Source organism: Streptosporangium sp. NPDC023615 (assembly GCF_040640155.1).
Taxonomy (GTDB): domain Bacteria; phylum Actinomycetota; class Actinomycetes; order Streptosporangiales; family Streptosporangiaceae; genus Streptosporangium.
This window is the reverse complement of record NZ_JBFABE010000021.1, coordinates 27802-42653: the sequence shown is the minus strand read 5'-3', so window position 1 is coordinate 42653 and position 14852 is coordinate 27802. Positions and strand designations below refer to the sequence as shown.

At 74.3% G+C, this 14852-nt stretch carries 12 protein-coding genes; 7 read left to right on the top strand and 5 right to left on the bottom strand.

All coding sequences use genetic code 11. From position 1 onward, the window contains the following. Positions 1-15: 15 nt before the first annotated feature. Positions 16-762 (bottom strand): TetR/AcrR family transcriptional regulator, encoded by a 747-nt coding sequence (locus AB0G16_RS17395; RefSeq protein ID WP_362805600.1) that lies wholly within the window; start codon positions 760-762, stop codon positions 16-18. A 93-nt stretch (positions 763-855) separates the two neighbouring features. Between AB0G16_RS17395 and AB0G16_RS17390 the strand changes: the two genes are divergently transcribed. The 3 genes from AB0G16_RS17390 to AB0G16_RS17380 all read left to right on the top strand — a co-directional run bounded on the left by AB0G16_RS17390 (position 856) and on the right by AB0G16_RS17380 (position 3458). Then, positions 856-1923, top strand: coding sequence for an amidohydrolase family protein (locus AB0G16_RS17390; RefSeq protein WP_362805598.1), 1068 nt, complete (start codon positions 856-858; stop codon positions 1921-1923). A 236-nt stretch (positions 1924-2159) separates the two neighbouring features. After that, a complete protein-coding gene (locus AB0G16_RS17385) occupies positions 2160-3014 on the top strand; it encodes a helix-turn-helix transcriptional regulator (protein ID WP_362805596.1) in 855 nt (284 codons plus the stop codon). A 60-nt stretch (positions 3015-3074) separates the two neighbouring features. Then, positions 3075-3458 (top strand): hypothetical protein, encoded by a 384-nt coding sequence (locus AB0G16_RS17380; RefSeq protein ID WP_362805595.1) that lies wholly within the window; start codon positions 3075-3077, stop codon positions 3456-3458. Positions 3459-3487: 29 nt separating this feature from the next. Here AB0G16_RS17380 and AB0G16_RS17375 read toward each other — a convergent pair whose 3' ends face one another. Then, a complete protein-coding gene (locus tag AB0G16_RS17375; RefSeq protein WP_362805593.1) occupies positions 3488-4552 on the bottom strand; it encodes a DUF418 domain-containing protein in 1065 nt (354 codons plus the stop codon). A 119-nt stretch (positions 4553-4671) separates the two neighbouring features. Between AB0G16_RS17375 and AB0G16_RS17370 the strand changes: the two genes are divergently transcribed. The 4 genes from AB0G16_RS17370 (at position 4672) to AB0G16_RS17355 (ending at position 8869) form a co-directional block, all read left to right on the top strand. Then, positions 4672-5850, top strand: coding sequence for a histidine kinase (locus tag AB0G16_RS17370; RefSeq protein WP_362805591.1), 1179 nt, complete (start codon positions 4672-4674; stop codon positions 5848-5850). Continuing rightward, the gene (locus AB0G16_RS17365; RefSeq protein WP_362805589.1) at positions 5847-6503 is read left to right on the top strand and encodes a response regulator transcription factor; all 657 of its coding nucleotides are present in this window, start codon (positions 5847-5849) and stop codon (positions 6501-6503) included. The genes AB0G16_RS17370 and AB0G16_RS17365 overlap by 4 nt, the downstream gene beginning before the upstream one ends. 272 nt (positions 6504-6775) lie before the next feature. Continuing rightward, entirely contained in the window at positions 6776-7423 is a 648-nt protein-coding gene (locus AB0G16_RS17360; RefSeq protein WP_362805587.1) for a response regulator transcription factor, read from the top strand. A 273-nt stretch (positions 7424-7696) separates the two neighbouring features. Further along, the gene (locus AB0G16_RS17355; RefSeq protein WP_362805585.1) at positions 7697-8869 is read left to right on the top strand and encodes a phospholipase D-like domain-containing protein; all 1173 of its coding nucleotides are present in this window, start codon (positions 7697-7699) and stop codon (positions 8867-8869) included. Positions 8870-9088: 219 nt separating this feature from the next. On the opposite strand, the gene AB0G16_RS17350 is transcribed toward AB0G16_RS17355, so the two are convergent. The 3 genes from AB0G16_RS17350 to AB0G16_RS17340 are packed head-to-tail and all read right to left on the bottom strand — an operon-like array spanning position 9089 to position 14723. Further along, the gene (locus AB0G16_RS17350; RefSeq protein ID WP_362805583.1) at positions 9089-11107 is read right to left on the bottom strand and encodes a prolyl oligopeptidase family serine peptidase; all 2019 of its coding nucleotides are present in this window, start codon (positions 11105-11107) and stop codon (positions 9089-9091) included. Next, complete coding sequence (locus AB0G16_RS17345; RefSeq protein WP_362805581.1) at positions 11104-12975, bottom strand: ABC transporter ATP-binding protein; 1872 nt, start codon at positions 12973-12975, stop codon at positions 11104-11106. Before AB0G16_RS17345 ends, AB0G16_RS17350 begins: the two co-directional genes overlap by 4 nt. Next, positions 12972-14723: an ABC transporter ATP-binding protein gene (locus AB0G16_RS17340; RefSeq protein WP_362805579.1), complete on the bottom strand. Its 1752-nt coding sequence runs from the start codon at positions 14721-14723 to the stop codon at positions 12972-12974. Before AB0G16_RS17340 ends, AB0G16_RS17345 begins: the two co-directional genes overlap by 4 nt. Between the last annotated feature and the right edge of the window lie 129 nt (positions 14724-14852).

Sequence of the window (14852 nt, the reverse complement as noted above, 5' to 3'; positions counted from 1 at the left end):
GCGGGGGACGGCGTCTCAGCCGTCGGCGGCGAGGCGGTCCAGCCACTCCGTCAGCAGCCGCCGTTCCGCGTCGCTGAGGGTCGTCTGCTCGGGCAGCGCGGCGCGCAGGGCGCGGGCCGCGCCGGCCGGACCCGGGTCCCGCACGGCGGGTTCCCGATCGGTCACGGCGGCGATCATGGATTCCCGGAGGACGGTCAGCAGGGCCGGGTCGCGCCGGTCCTCGGGCAGGGTCAGCCAGGTGAGTACGGCGCCGCGCGCCGTGGCGTGGATGAGCGTGACCGCGAGCTCCTCGTCGACGCGGAGCCAGCCGCCGACGGCGAGACGCCGGATACGGCCCAGCAGGACCTCCATGCCGGCCTCGAACGCGGCCGAGGTCCTCTTCACGGGCTCGCTGTACATCAGCGTGTACAGCGCGGGGTTGGCCAGGCCGAACTCGACCGCCAGATCCCAGCCGGCCCTCAGGTCGTCGACGGGGTGCCCCGGATCGGGGTCGACGTGCTTGGTCATGAGAAAGCTGGTGAAGCCGTACTCGGCGACCGCGTCGAGCAGCCCGTCCTTGTCGCCGAAGAGTCGGTAGATGGCCGGCGGTTGCACTCCCGCCGCGGACGCGACCGCGCGGGTGGTGACCGCGTCGCGCCCCTCACGCGCCAGCAGGGCCGCGGCCGCCTCGACGACCCGCTGCCGGAGTCGATCGCGGCCCGTGGCCGCGGTGTCGGACCCGACGGTGGCCGCGCCGTCCCCGCGGGGTGGGCTCGATTCCATTTTCCAACGATACCGCGTATATGGTTCCACTGGTAGTTCCAGTGATACTGTCATCGTGGTTCCAGTGGAAACAACAGGATGAAGGTGTGCGGCATGCCGGACAAGATCAAGATCGTGGCGCTCGAGGAGCACGTCGCCCTGCCCTCGCTGCTCGACGCGTGGGCCGGGGCGGGTGTGCCGCGGATTCCGCAGCTCGGCTTCGGTGACGAGCCCTTCGCGCGACGTCTGCGGGACGTCGGGGAGGCCCGCCTCGCCGACATGGACGACCAGGGCGTCGATGTCGCGGTCCTGTCCCTGGCCTCACCGGGCGTGCAGAACCTCGCGGCCGGGGATGCCGTCAGCGTGGCCCGGGAGGCCAACGACGCGCTGGCCGAGATCGTCGCCGGGCGACCCGACCGGTTCCAGGCGTTCGCCGCCATTCCCACCGCGGCGCCCGAAGCCGCCGCGGCCGAACTGGAACGCGCGGTGACCCGGCTCGGCTTCCCCGGCGCGATGCTGTACGGGCGTACCGGGGACAGGCCGGCCGACGCCCCGGAGTTCGACGACCTGTACGCCACGGCCGAACGCCTCCGGGTGCCGCTGCACTTCCATCCCCAGACTCCGGTCCCCGAGGTCATCAAGGCCTACTACTCCGGCTTCGACGACGGGGCCGGGCTGACGCGCAGCACCGGGATGGGGCTCGCGACGGCCGGCCTCGGCTGGTACTACGACCTGGGCGTCCAGTATCTGCGGATGATCTTCTCCGGTGTCTTCGACCGGCACCCGGGGCTGCAGGTGATCGCGGGGCACTGGGGCGAGGTCGTCCTGTTCTACCTCGACCACATCGGGGTCATGGCGCACAACGCCCGGCTGGAGCGCCCGCTCGCCGACTACTTCACGCGGAACTTCTGGGTCTGCGGCAGCGGCACGGTCAGCGAGCGCTACATGAGGTGGACGTCGGAGGTCGTCGGAACCGGGCGCATGATGTACTCGACCGACTACCCCTACACCTTCGGGACCCGGCCCGGCGGATTCCCGTTCCTCGACACCGCCGGCGGGGTCGCCCGCTCGTTCCTCGAACAGGCGCCCTTCACCCACGAGGAGAAGGTCGCGATCGGGTCCGGCAACTGGGAGAAGCTCACCGGGCACGTCGCGGCGCGCCGCGAACACCACCCCGCCTGATCCTCCACCCCGGCCGGTCGCCGGTCACGACGACCGGCCGAGGCGTGCGGGACGGCGGCCCCGGCCCGCTCCGGTTCGGACGGCGACGGCCGGCGGCCGGGGTTCCTCCCCCGGCCCCGGAGGCGAGCGCCCGCCGCGGCAGCGCAACGATTCGCAATTTTCGCGACAAAGGGAAATGTGCGGCATACGGTCGGAATGTCGGAAGGACCGGCCCCCGCGGTGACGAGGTGACGGAGATGGCGACCTCCACGGCACGCATCGACGAGGCGAAGGGCATCCTCGGAGCCCGGCTCAGGGCGCTCCGCGCCGGTGCCGGACTGACCGGGAGGGCGCTGGCGGCGAAGACGGGCCTGGACCACACCAAGATCTCAAAGATCGAGAACGCGGTCCAGATGCCCAACCAGGCCGACATCCGGACGTGGTGCGAGGCCTGCGACGCGGACGAGCAGGTGGTCGACCTCATCGCCGCCGCCCAGAACATCGAGGCCATGTACATCGAGTGGCGCCGCCTGGAGGAGAGCGGTCTCGGCCACGTCCAGCGCTCCTTCCAGCCCCTCTACGAGCGCACCCGCCAGTTCCGCGTCTGGCAGCACTCCGCCGTCCCCGGCCTGCTGCAGACCGAGGACTACGCGCGGGGGCACCTGCGCACCGTCATCGACTTCCGCGGCATCCCCGACGACATCGACGCCGCGGTGGTGGCCAGGCTGCGGCAGCAGGAGGTCCTGCGCGACGGCGGCAGGAGGTTCGCCTTCGTCATCGGGGAGCAGGCGCTCCGCACCCCGCTGGCCGGCCCCGAGGCGATGACCGCGCAGCTCGACCGGCTGGCGGAGCTGACCTCGGGGGTCGCCAACGTGTCCTTCGGGATCGTCCCGGCGACGGCCAGGCCGCCGCTCATGCCGCCGGAGAACTTCTGGATCTACGACACCGACCGGGTCCGGATCGACACCGTGCCGGGGCAGATCCAGCACAGGACCCCGGGCGACGTGGCCGTGTACGAGAAGGCGTTCCAGGCGCTGAGCGGCGCCGCCGCGTACGGGCGGCAGGCCCGCGACATGTTGCGGAGCGCGGCGGAGGCGTTTCGCGCGCGGTGAACGCGCAACATCGCGCAACATCGTTGAGCCGTGCGCCGGGCGGTCCCTACCCTTGCCGGCGTGACCGTTGATCACACCCCTCCCGGAGACCTCGTGCCCCATCCGGCCGAACTCCGGGCCGGTGAACTGGCGGCCCTGCTGGCCCGCGCCCACAACATCCCGGCGGACGTGCACCGCCTGCCCTCGGGGGAGCGGGTCGTCTCCGTCTACCACGGGCTCGTCGTCCGCCTCGACCAGGAGTGCCGTTTCTGGTGGGTCGTCCCGGCCTCCGTGGACCGCGGGAGAGCGCTGTGGACGAGCGCGGCCACCCCGGCCGCGGCGGCGAGCCGGATCGCCGTTCACTACCGGGAACTGCGGGCCCGCCCGCCGGGCCAGCTGATCCACGGCGGCTACCTGCTGACGGACGTCCTCCTGGAACACCACGCCGCCGCCACCCCGATCTGACCCCGGCCGCCGGGCGGGTGGAGGCCGTCCTACCGCCCCGGCGCGCGGCGCAGGGGCGGGCGGCGGGCCCAGGTGGCCCAGCGCCAGAGCCATTCGAGCGGACCCTGGCGGTAGCGGCGCAGCCACAGGACGGAGAACGGCCACTGGACGCAGAGGACGGCGGCGGCGATCAGGTACACCGTCGCCGGGGACCAGTCGTGCGGCGCGCCGAGGACCAGGCGGACCCCCAGCACCAGGACCGTGGCGGTCAGGTAGTTGGTCAGCGCCATCCGGCCCAGCGGTGCGAGGACACCCGTCAGCACCGGCCGCAGCGGCGTCCTGAGCAGCACCAGCAGGACGCACACGTACACCCCCGCGACCAGTGCCCCGGCCGTGTGGATCCAGAAGCCGAAGTACCGGTCGTCCATGCCGCCGGTCAGCGTGGTCTGCGCCCACAGGGCGGGCGCCGCGGCCGTCGCGAAGGCCAGGCCCAGCAGGAGCGGCACCCGGGTGGAGTGCTCCAGGCGGTCGGCCACCCCGTACCGGACCAGCGACGAGCCCAGCAGGAACAGCCCGGCGACCAGCACGGTCCTGTCGCCGCCGATCGCCAGGGCCGTCGCGACGAGCGCGACGGCCAGACCGGCCACGGCCCGGCGCGGCAGCCAGGTCGAGGGAAGCAGCACCAGCAGGCCGACGACGGCGTAGACGGTCAGGATGTCCCCCCGCCACAGCAGCAGGAAGTGCGCCAGGCCGATCGCGAGCAGCGCGAGGAGGCGGCGCAGCAGGAGCAGTCGCGGGCGGGCGACGCGGCCCGTGACCGAGGTCAGCAGCAGCGAGAACCCGATCCCGAACAGCAGGGAGAAGATCGGGAAGAAGCGCTGGTCGACGACCATGCCCATGACCTGCCGCACGCCCTCGTGCGCGTCGTGCGCCTCCACCGGCGAACGTCGCAGGACGACCTCGCCGGCGTTGGCGATCGGCCTGACGTTGGCCACCAGGATCCCGCACAGCGCGAACCCGCGCAGCACGTCGAGGGCGACGATCCGCGGCCGGCCGGGCCGGACCGCCGCCTCGGACCCGGGAGAGGCGGAGGAAAGTTGATCTTCGTGTGGCATGCGCCCATCCTGCGGGCCCGGCCCGGTGCCGGGTACCGGCCGCAGGCAGGGTCGGCGCCGCCCGCGGCGGTACTTTCGGCCGGTACGGCCCGCCTGCCCGGACGTCTACCCTGAACGGCGTGAGGGTGCGGCATCGACCGGTCGGGCGGGCGCGGGGGGCGGCGGACGCCGGGCTCGGCGTCCTGTTCGCGGCGACGCTCGCCTTCTGGGCGTACCGGATCGCGGTGACCTGGGGCGGTGCCCACTGGTGGTTCGGCTGCGCGGCCGGGGCGGTGGTCTGCGCGATCGCCCTGGTACGCCGGCGCGACCGGGCCCGGGCGGCGGTCGCGGGCCTGGCCGTCGCCGGGGTCACCGTCCTGGTCACCCGTCTCGCGGGGCTGCCCGGCGAGCCCGGGCCCGCCATGGCCCTGGCGCTGTCGGTGCTCGTCGGCTCCGCGGTCAGGGCGCTCCCGGCGTCGCGCGCCGCCGCCGTCGCGGCCGGGGGGTTCGCGGTCGTCGCCGCCACCTGGCCGGCCGTTCCGCCCTCCTCGGGTCTCCCGCCCGTGACGTCGCTGAACGCCGCGGCGTGGCTCGCAGGCCTCGCGCTCGGGTCGTGCTCGCGGCTGTTCGAGGCCCGGCACCGGGCGGCGGCCGAGAGGGTGCGCCGCGAAGAGCGGCTGGCGCTGGCCAGGGAACTGCACGACGTCGTCGCCCACCACGTCACCGGCATCGTCCTCCAGGCCCAGGCCGCGCAACTCGCCGCCCGCAGGCGGCCGGAGAGGGCGGAGGGCCCCTTCGCGGAGATCGAGACCGCCGGTTCCGACGCGCTGGCCGCGGTGCGGCGCGTCGTCGGCCTGCTGGGCGACGCCGGTGACGCGCCTTCGGCCACGGCCGTCCCCGAACGCCTCGGCGAGCTGGTCGAACGCTTCGGCGACCGGGGAGGTCAAGGCGTCCAGGAAGGCCGGGAACACGGTCCGGCGGTGCGCCTGGACCTCTCGGCCGACGAGTCGGCGTGGCCCCCGGAGGTGGCCGTCACCGTCCACCGGATCGTCCAGGAGTCGCTGACCAACGTCTCGCGCCACGCCCGGCAGGCCCGGTCGGTCACGGTCCGCGTCGTCCAGGAGCGCGACTCCGTCGTCGTCGAGGTCGTCGACGACGCCCCTCAGGCCCCCGCCGGGTACCGTCGCGGCGGGTACGGGCTGGTCGGGATGCGCGAACGCCTCGATGCCCTCGGTGGCACGCTCCGCGCGGGACCGCGCCCGGGGGCCGGCTGGGCCGTGCTCGCCACCCTGCCCGTCCCCGCGCGGGCCCGCCGGTGACGATCCGGGTGCTGCTGGCCGACGACCAGTCGATGATCCGCCGCGGCCTGCGGCTCATCCTGGAGGACCAGCCCGACATCAGCGTGGTCGCCGAGGCCGCCGACGGCGCCGAGGCGGTCGCCCTGGCCCGCCGTCTCCGCCCGGACGTGTGCCTCGTGGATATCCGGATGCCCCGCCTCAACGGCATCGAGGTCACCCGCCTCCTGGCGGGTCCCGGCGTCGCGGACCCGCTGCGGGTGGTCGTGGTCACCACCTTCGACCTCGACGAGTACGTCCACGACGCGCTGCGCGGCGGGGCGGTCGGCTTCGTCCTGAAGGACGCCGGGCCCGTCCTGCTCGTCGAGGCCGTCCGGGCGGCGAACGCCGGCGACGCCCTGGTCTCGCCGTCGGTCACCCTGCGGCTGCTGCGCCGTCTCACGGCCGCCGCCGCGCCGTCGGCCCCCCGGTCCGCGCGGCCTCTCTCCGAACGGGAGACGGAGGTGGTACGGGCCATCGCCAGGGGCCGCAGCAACCAGGAGATCGCCGCCGAGCTGTTCATCTCGCTCAGCACGGTCAAGGGCCACGTCTCCGGCATCATGACCAAGCTCGGGGTGCGCAACCGGGTCGGGATCGCCGCCTGGGCCTGGGAGAACCGCCCGCCGGACGGCCTCTGACACCCCGGGCACGCCACCGGCGCCCACCGACCCGGAATCGGCTGTCCGAAAAAAAACCGAAAAGAAGACAAATTAGGAAATTGTAGGTCGTATTAGGCGGCCACTTCTGGAATTAAATTCTTTTCATGCGCGAGTGTGCCTCTCACCTGGACCGATCCCACTTCTATATCCCCAGATCCGTGTTTAACTCGGACTTGCGGTAATCACCCAACTTCTGGGGGTAGTGACCCCGGATTGAGCGGGACCTCACCGTGAACCAGGGGAGAAGATTCATGATCAGTGTCCTGATCGCCGAGGACATGCATCTCGTCCGGGGGGCCATGGTCGCCCTGCTCTCCATGGAGAGCGACATCAAGGTCATCGGTGAGGCCGGTCACGGCGACGAGGTGGTCCACTCCTGCATGCAGCTCCGGCCCGACGTCGCCCTCATCGACATCGGGCTCCCGGGCACCGACGGACTCACCGCCACGGCGGAACTGCGCCACAGGCTCCCCGAGTGCGCGCCGGTGATCCTGACCGGGCTCGCCACCCCGGCCGCGCTCTGCCGGGCCCTGGACGCCGGGGCCCGCGGCTTCGTGGTCAAGGACCTTCCGGCCGACCAGCTCGCCGGCTGCGTGCGCCGGGTGGCCGCGGGGGAGCAGGTGGTCGACCCCGAACTGGCCGTCGCCGCCCTGCACGCCAAGAGGAACCCGCTGACCACGCGCGAACTGGAGGTCCTGGGCGTCGCGGCGGAGGGGGCGCCGGTGGGCGAGATCGCCGACCGGCTCTGCCTGTCCGGCGGCACCGTGCGCAACTACCTGGCGCGGATCCTCACCAAGGTCGGCGCCCGGACCCGCGTCGAGGCGGTCAAGATCGCCAGGCAGGCGGGCTGGCTCTGGTCGGAAGACCCGGCCGAGCTGGGCGTGATCCGCTACCGCTGACCCCGCCGACCCCGCCGGCCCCGGACGCCGGGACCGGGCTGAAAAGTCACGATCCCGATCGCGCCGTGCGACATGCCGCGTCTTGGGGGACGACCTCACCGCACCGGATATGTCGGCGCACTTAATCCAAGCGGGAGGGGACCGAATACCACGGCGGCATGACCACGATCACTTCTGTAGAAGGCGGAACCGTGTTTTTCGCTCACCACGATGAAGAGAAACGATCTATTCCACTCTAAAATGCGGGCAAATCCCTCAACGAGAGGTTCGCCCGTGCGACATTGGATCGCCTTCCTGTCCGCGTTGCTTCTCCCTGCCGGCCTGATCACCGTGATCGCCGGGCCGGCTCACGCCGCCGTGGCGAGCGAGGTCATCCTGACCCTGCCGAACGATCGCTCGATCGAGGCGAAGGCGGTGGACCTGATCGACAAGGCCACCGGAACGATCAAGGTCGCGGCCTTCGCCATCAAGGAGGACAACGGCGCCGAACCCAACCCGATCCGCGTCGCCCTGGCCGCCGCGGCCGCGCGAGGCGTCAAGGTGCAGCTCGTCATCGGCGGGCGGCACGCGGGTGAGAGCTCGATCACCCGGTTGAAGGCCGCCTTCGACGGGACGACGTCGAGGGTCGAGACGTGCGGGACCGTGGTCGGCGGCGAGAACGGCGGCGGCTGCTTCGGCACCTACGACCAGCACGCCAAGTTCATCATCTTCGACAGGACCGACGGGGTCAGCAACGTCATCCTGGTGACGTCCCAGAACTGGGCGAAGTACGCGGGCGGCTGGAGCGCCGCCAACAACGCCGTCGTGTACGGCGGGCTGCCGTGGGAGTCGCCGTTCTCGGTGAACCTTCGCGGGTTCTTCACCGACCTGTGGACGAACACCGCCCGCAACGACGACTACTGGGCCGAGCGCGGGTACGTCATCTCCCCCGGCGACTCCGACGTGCAGTTCTACCCCAAGAGCAGCGGCGACCCGGTCGTCTCCCTCATCGGCGGCACCGACTGCAAGAACGGCGCTGACCACGGCAGCATCCGCATCGCCGTCCCGGACTGGTCCCGCGAGGACCCGCCCAAGCGTCCCGTGATCGCCGCACTCGCCTCCGCGGTCACCCGCGGCTGCGAGGTCCAGGTCGTGACCGACGAGGACACCGCCGTCGTCGGGCAGCTCCGCGCGGCGGGCGTGACGACCTGGAACGACAGGGCGAGCTACGCCTCCACCTTCGTCCACTCCAAGTACATCCTGGTCAGGAACTCCTCCGGCGCGAAGCAGGTCTGGACGGGCAGCCCGAACATGACCAACGGCTCGCTTCGCGGCGCCGACGAGGTGCAGCTCACGCTGAGAAAGGTCGGCGACCTGACCACGCCCGGCCTGTACGACGCCTACGACGCCAACTTCGAGGCGATGAAGGCCCACTCGCGGGTCGAGCGGTTCCCGCCCCTCGGATGACCCGGCCGGCCGGCGGCGCCCGCCCGGAACGGCAGGCGGGCACCGGCCCGGCTCGGTCCCGGCACCCGGATCGGGAATCACCCGCACCCGGGCCTCGTGACGGTGAAGGGGGGACGACCTTCCCCCCGTCCCTCTTCGAGTGCGGCCACGTGCCGCCGTACCCGCCCGTCGTCGACGGCGCTCACGGCCGGCCGGCCCGCACCGGGCGCCTCGACGAGCTCACGCGGACCCTGAGCCGGGTGCCGTCCCGATCCCCAGGCCGGTGTGGGCGGCGAGGAAGGCGAGCATGTCGGCCGCCAGGCCGATCGCGCGGTCCGCCGAGCGGGAGGCGTGGCCGACGCCGTCCTCGTGGCGCAGCAGGATCGGCCGCGTGCCCGACGTCGCCCACTGCAGCGCCGCGCACATCTTGCGCGCGTGCAGGGGGTCCACGCGGGAGTCGCCGCCGAAGGTCGTCAGCAGCGTCGCCGGGTAGTCGGCGCCCTTCGTGACGCGGTGGTAGGGGGAGTAGCCCAGCAGCCAGCCGAGCTGCTCGGGGTCGTCTGCCGAGCCGTACTCCGAGCGCCACGCCGGTCCCAGCCCGGAGCGCTCGTAGCGGACCATGTCGAGCAGCGGCGCCGAGCAGACCGCGGCGGCGAACAGCTCCGGGTGCTGCGTCAGCGCGGCGCCCACCAGCAGCCCGCCGTTGGACTCGCCGCACGCGCCCAGCAGCGCAGGGGTGGTCCAGCCGTCCGCGACGAGCTTCCCGGCCGCCGCCGCGAAGTCGTCGAAGACGTTCTGCTTGCGCTCCAGCATGCCGTCGCGGTGCCAGTCCGCGCCCTCCTCGCCGCCGCCGCGCACCTGGGCCAGGGCGAACACCCCGCCGGCCTCGACCCAGGGCAGGACGTAGCTGGAGTACGACGGCGTGAGCGAGGCCCCGAACCCGCCGTAGCCGTACAGGATCGCCGGTCTGGGGCCGGAGCCGGGGCGGGCCAGCACGACCATCCGGACCGGCGTGCCGTCGGACGAGGAGCAGACCACCTGACGGCTCTCCAGCTCGGGCACCTCCACGGCGCCGGGCGCCGCCTCCCACAGCGACGTGCGCCCGGTGCGCGTGTCGTAGCGGTGCACGCCCACGGGCGTGACGCCGTCGGTGTAGGTGAACCAGACCTCGTGGCCGCCCTCGGGGCGGGTCGTCAGCCCGCGGACCGAACCGAGACCGGGCAGCGGCACAGCCCCGCGCCGCTCCCCGGTCGCCAGGTCGTGGACGCCGATCTCGCCGACCGCGTGCCTGGTCCGGGAGACGAGGAGCACCGGCCCGGCGATCGCGAACTCGCCGATCACCGACTCGGTGTCCTCGCCCACCAGCTCGGACCAGTGCTCGGGGTCCGGCCGCGCGGGATCGGCCACGCACAGGCGGCCCCGGGGCGCGCCCAGCGTGGTGAGCAGGTACAGGCGGCCGTCGCGGCCGACGGCGGGAAGCGTCGCCACGCCCGCGTCCCGCTGGATCACCCGCAGGTCGGGACACTCGGGGGAGGAGGCCGACAGGTCGGCCAGCCACAGGTCGTTGCCGCCGCCCACGGCCGGCGCGGCGATCGTCAGCCAGCGCCCGTCGTGGTCGAGCCCGAGGCCGTACGAACGCTCCTCGCCCATGACGACGGCGTCGTCGTCGGCCGGGGTGCCGAGCCGGTGCAGGCGCACCTGGCGCGAGCGGACGTAGTAGAAGGACTTCCCGTCGGGCAGCCACGCCACGGGCGCGTACCGGCACCGGTCGATCGGGCCGTCCACCGTCCGCCGGGTGGCGACGTCCATGACCCGCAGTTCCGAGCGCTCGTCCCCGCTCCGGGAGAGCTGGTAGGCCAGCAGCCCGCCGTCCAGGCTCGGCTGCCAGTGGTCGAGCGTGGTCAGCCCGCTCGGGTCGAGCTCCGCCGGGTCGACCAGCGTCTCCTCCGCCCCGTCCGGACCGGCGCGGTAGAGGATCGCGTGCTCCTTCCCGGCCGCGTGGCGAAGGAAGAACCGGCTCTCGCCGCGCCAGGCCGGCGTGCCGGCGGACCCGGCGCCGGCCAGCGCCGCCACCCGCGAGCGCCACAGGTCACGGCCGGGCAGCGCGTCGGCGTGGGCGCGCCACAGCTCCTCCTGGGCCGCCGACCAGTCCCGCGTCTCCGGGGCGGCGGGGTCCTCCAGCCACCGGTACGGGTCGGGCACGGCACGGCCGTGCAGGTGGTCGACGACCGGCTGCCGCTCGGCGGGAGGGTAGATCATCGGGTTCCTCCGGTGGGGAGACCGTGGGCCCGGACCGGGGGGCCGGGCGCGAGAGGCGGTGGCCCGGCGGGGGAGGCCGGGGACGGCGGGGAGGCCGGGGACGAAGGGTCCCACCGCCCGGCCAGGTCGGCGTAGAGCGGGGAGGTGGCGAGCATCTCCTCGTGGGTGCCCGTCCGCACGCTGGTGCCGTCCATGACGAGGATCCGCCGGGCACGCAGGGCCGAGGTCAGCCGGTGGGCGATGACGACGAGCGTGCCGCCCCGCCTGGCGAACGCCTCCTCCGCGCGGGCCTCGGCCACCGGGTCCAGGTGACACGTCGCCTCGTCGAGGATGACCAGCCGGGCCGGGGCCAGGTAGGCGCGGGCCAAGGCGACGAGCTGGCGTTCGGCCGGGGAGAGCAGGTCGGGACGGACCTCGGCGGAAAGACCGCCCAGCCGCGCGACCAGGCCGGTCAGGCCGATCTCGGCCACCGCCTCGTCGACCGCCCCGGGCGAGGCGTCCCCGGCCAGGTAGACGAGGTTCTCCAGCAGGGAGCCGCGGAAGACGTAGGCCTCCTGGGGGATCAGCACCCGACCGGCGGGGTCGAGCCGTTCGGCCGGCACGCCGCACACCACGACCCGGCCGGACGAGGGCCGCAGCAGCCCGGTCAGCAGCGCGGCGAGCGTGGACTTGCCGATGCCGCTGGGACCCACGACGGCGACGTGGTCGCCCTCGGCCACCGACAGGTCCAGGCCGTCGATCACCGGCTCGGCGTGCGGCCCGTAGGCGAACGTCACGCCGCGCAGCTCGGCCCCGCCGTCCCGGGTGGCGGCCGCGACCCGGGCGCCCGCCCGCGCGGGCGGGTCGCCGTCGCGCAGCAGCCGGCCGAGCGCCACCCGCAGCCGGACCCCGTTGATCCCCAGCCCCTCCACGAGGTTGCCGAGCGCGGGCGCCAGGGACTGCGTGACGTAGGCCAGCGCGCCCAGGATCACCCCGGCGCCCGCGCCCTCGGAGATCAGCCAGGGGGTACCGGCCAGGATCAGCAGGATCGGCAACCGGCCGCCCACCGCCAGCGCCACCGTGCGCATCGCCGTCACCCGGGCCAGCGACCGGGCCGCGCGGGCCTGCCCGGCCACCTGGAGGCCGACCTCGTCGGCCATCCGGGCCTCGGCGCGGCAGGCGGTGATGTCCCGCAGCCCGCCCACCACGCCGGCCAGCGCCGTGGAGGTGCGCTCGTCGGCCAGGATGAAGTCCCGCTGCCGCCTGGCCAGGGCGCGCAGCGACAGCAGGAAGACGACGAGCCCGGCGACGAACGGCGGCAGCACCAGCACCAGCACCTGCGGGACGAGGGCCGCCAGCCCGAGCGCCACGCTCACCACGGTGAAGGCGAACGACCTGACCACCGTGACGACCGAGGCGAACGCGTCGCGGGCCAGCTCGACCTGGAGGTTGGAGCGCGCCACCGCCCCGGCCCCCGGACCGCGGCCGGAGGCGGCCGAGTGGCGCAACGCGTCGTCGACGACGTGCGCGAGCAGTTCCTCGCGGAACGGCTCCACGATCGCGGCGACGGTCAGCACGACCTGCCGCGCGCCGACCGCGGCCAGCAGCCACGCGCCGCCGAGCAGGGCCAGCCAGGCGAAACCGGTCCCGGGCCGCCCCGCGCCGAAGCCCTCGTCGATGGCCCGCGCGATGGCCAGGCCGATGACCAGGGAGGGCGCGGTCTCCGCGACCGACCAGCCCGCCAGCCTGACCAGCTGGTACGGGTCCCTGAGGAGCGCCCGCCGGAGCGGCCGGTCCACGGCGCCCCCGCCCGCCGCGGGGCCCCCTCCCCCCACCGAGCCCGCGCCCCCCACGGCGCCCCCACCCCTCACGGAGTCGTCGCCCTTCATGGGGCCTCCGCCTGGAAGACGGCGCGGTAGGCCGGATCGGCCCACAGGGAGCGGTGGTCGGCGAAGGCGCGCACCCGGCCGTCGTCCAGCCAGATCACCCGGTCGGCCGCCGCCGCGGTCGCCGCCCGGTGGGTCACGATCAGCCGCGTCCGGTCGCGCAGCTCCCCGGAGAGCGCCCGGGCGACCTGGCGCTCGGTGACGGTGTCCAGGCTGGAGGTCGCGTCGTCCAGGACGAGCAGGCGCCGTCCCTGCGCGAAGGCGCGGGCCAGGCCGAGCCGCTGCCGCTCCCCGCCGGACATGGGCGCCTCCTCCAGCGGCGTGTCGTACCCCAGCGGGAGCCGCCGGACGAAGGCGTCGGCACGGGCCGCCCGCGCCGCCGCCCGCACGACCTCGTCCCGCCCGGAGGCGCACCGGGGATCGCGGCCGGAACCGGAAGGGGAGCCGGGGACGGACGCGGACGCGGGGGCGTCGTCGGCGCCCAGGGCGACGGTGCCGCCCACGGTCCCGCCGAGCAGCACCGGGCGCTCGAAGGCGTACCCCACGGCCGCGCGCAGCGCCTCGCTGGAGAGCTCGGACAGCGGTACGCCGTCCAGGCGGACCGTACCGCGGTCGGGGTCCGTCAGGCGTCCGGCGACCGCGGCGAGCAGCGACTTGCCGGCGCCGGAGCGGCCGACCACGGCCACCGCCCGCCCGCCGGGAACGACGAGGTCGACGCCTCGCAGGACGCCCGCGTCGACGCCGTCGAACTCCAGCGCGCCGGGCCCGGGAGGCAGCGCCCGGGCGCCGTAGGCCCGGGGCGCCTCGGCGAGCAGCTCCCCCACCCGCACCGCGGCCGCCCGCGCCCTTGCCAGGCGGCCGACATGTCCCAGCGCCGAGCCCAGGCCCGCGCCGAGCACGACGTAGCGGGCGGCGGCGTACAGCTCACCGGCCGAGAGGTCCCCGGCGGCCAGGCGCAGCCCGCCCACCCCGAGGACGGCGACCTCCAGCAGCGGGACCACGGCCCCGGCCTGCACGCCGGCCCGCGCGTTGACCCGCCACATCTCCATGGCGTGCCTGCGCAGCAGGGGCAGGGCGGTCAGCACCCGCGCCCGCTCCTGGTCGGCGGTGCCGGCGGCGGCGATCGTACGGGCCCCGGCCAGGGCGTCGACCAGGCGGGCGGCGATGTCGCCCTGCGCCGCCTGGTACTCACCGGCCACGGTGGTGCTCGCGCCGAGGAAGGCGCGCAGGACGAGCGCGATGAGGACGAGCCCGGCGACCAGCGTCACGGTCAGCAGGGGATCGATGAGGGTGAGGGCCACCACGGCGCCCGCGGTCGGGATGACCAGCGCCACCGCGGTGACGACCGCCTCGGGGGCACGCCCGATCTCCTCGGTGTTCAGGCCCATCCTGGTCACCAGCTCGCCCTCGGGGAACCGGCGGGTCATCGCCGGCCCCACGCCGAGGACGTTGCGCACCACCCGGGCCTTGAGCCAGGCCGACGCGCGCGCCCCGCTCGATCCCGAGGCCCACACCTCGAAGGCGTCGCAGACGACGCCCAGCACCACGACGCCGACGCAGGCGCCGAGCCAGGCCGCCACGTCGCCGGCCTCCCCCCGCGCGCCGGCCACCAGCTCGTCGACCGTCCCGCCCAGCAACAGCGGGAGCGCGAGCTGGGCGAACGCCCCCAGGACGGAGACGATCGCGAGCACGGCCAGCCACGGCCCGCCCCGCCGCACGGTCTCGGCCACCAGCCGGTCCGCTGCCCGCACGGGTCCTCCTCCCTCCGGGAACGAGCGTGCCCGGGACGGCCGCCGTCGCTGGCCGTCCCGGGCACCGGATCTCACTAGTGGCAGAGGACCAGGCTCAGGTTGCTGGGCTTGGCCGACTCGCAGCCCAGG

Bases quoted from the DNA above. Each gene is read 5' to 3' on its own strand.
- AB0G16_RS17395 (WP_362805600.1), bottom strand. From the start codon at position 762: ATGGAATCGAGCCCACCCCGCGGGGACGGCGCGGCCACCGTCGGGTCC.
- AB0G16_RS17390 (WP_362805598.1), top strand. From the start codon at position 856: ATGCCGGACAAGATCAAGATCGTGGCGCTCGAGGAGCACGTCGCCCTG.
- AB0G16_RS17385 (WP_362805596.1), top strand. From the start codon at position 2,160: ATGGCGACCTCCACGGCACGCATCGACGAGGCGAAGGGCATCCTCGGA.
- AB0G16_RS17375 (WP_362805593.1), bottom strand. From the start codon at position 4,552: ATGCCACACGAAGATCAACTTTCCTCCGCCTCTCCCGGGTCCGAGGCG.
- AB0G16_RS17360 (WP_362805587.1), top strand. From the start codon at position 6,776: ATGATCAGTGTCCTGATCGCCGAGGACATGCATCTCGTCCGGGGGGCC.
- AB0G16_RS17350 (WP_362805583.1), bottom strand. From the start codon at position 11,107: ATGATCTACCCTCCCGCCGAGCGGCAGCCGGTCGTCGACCACCTGCAC.
- AB0G16_RS17345 (WP_362805581.1), bottom strand. From the start codon at position 12,975: ATGAAGGGCGACGACTCCGTGAGGGGTGGGGGCGCCGTGGGGGGCGCG.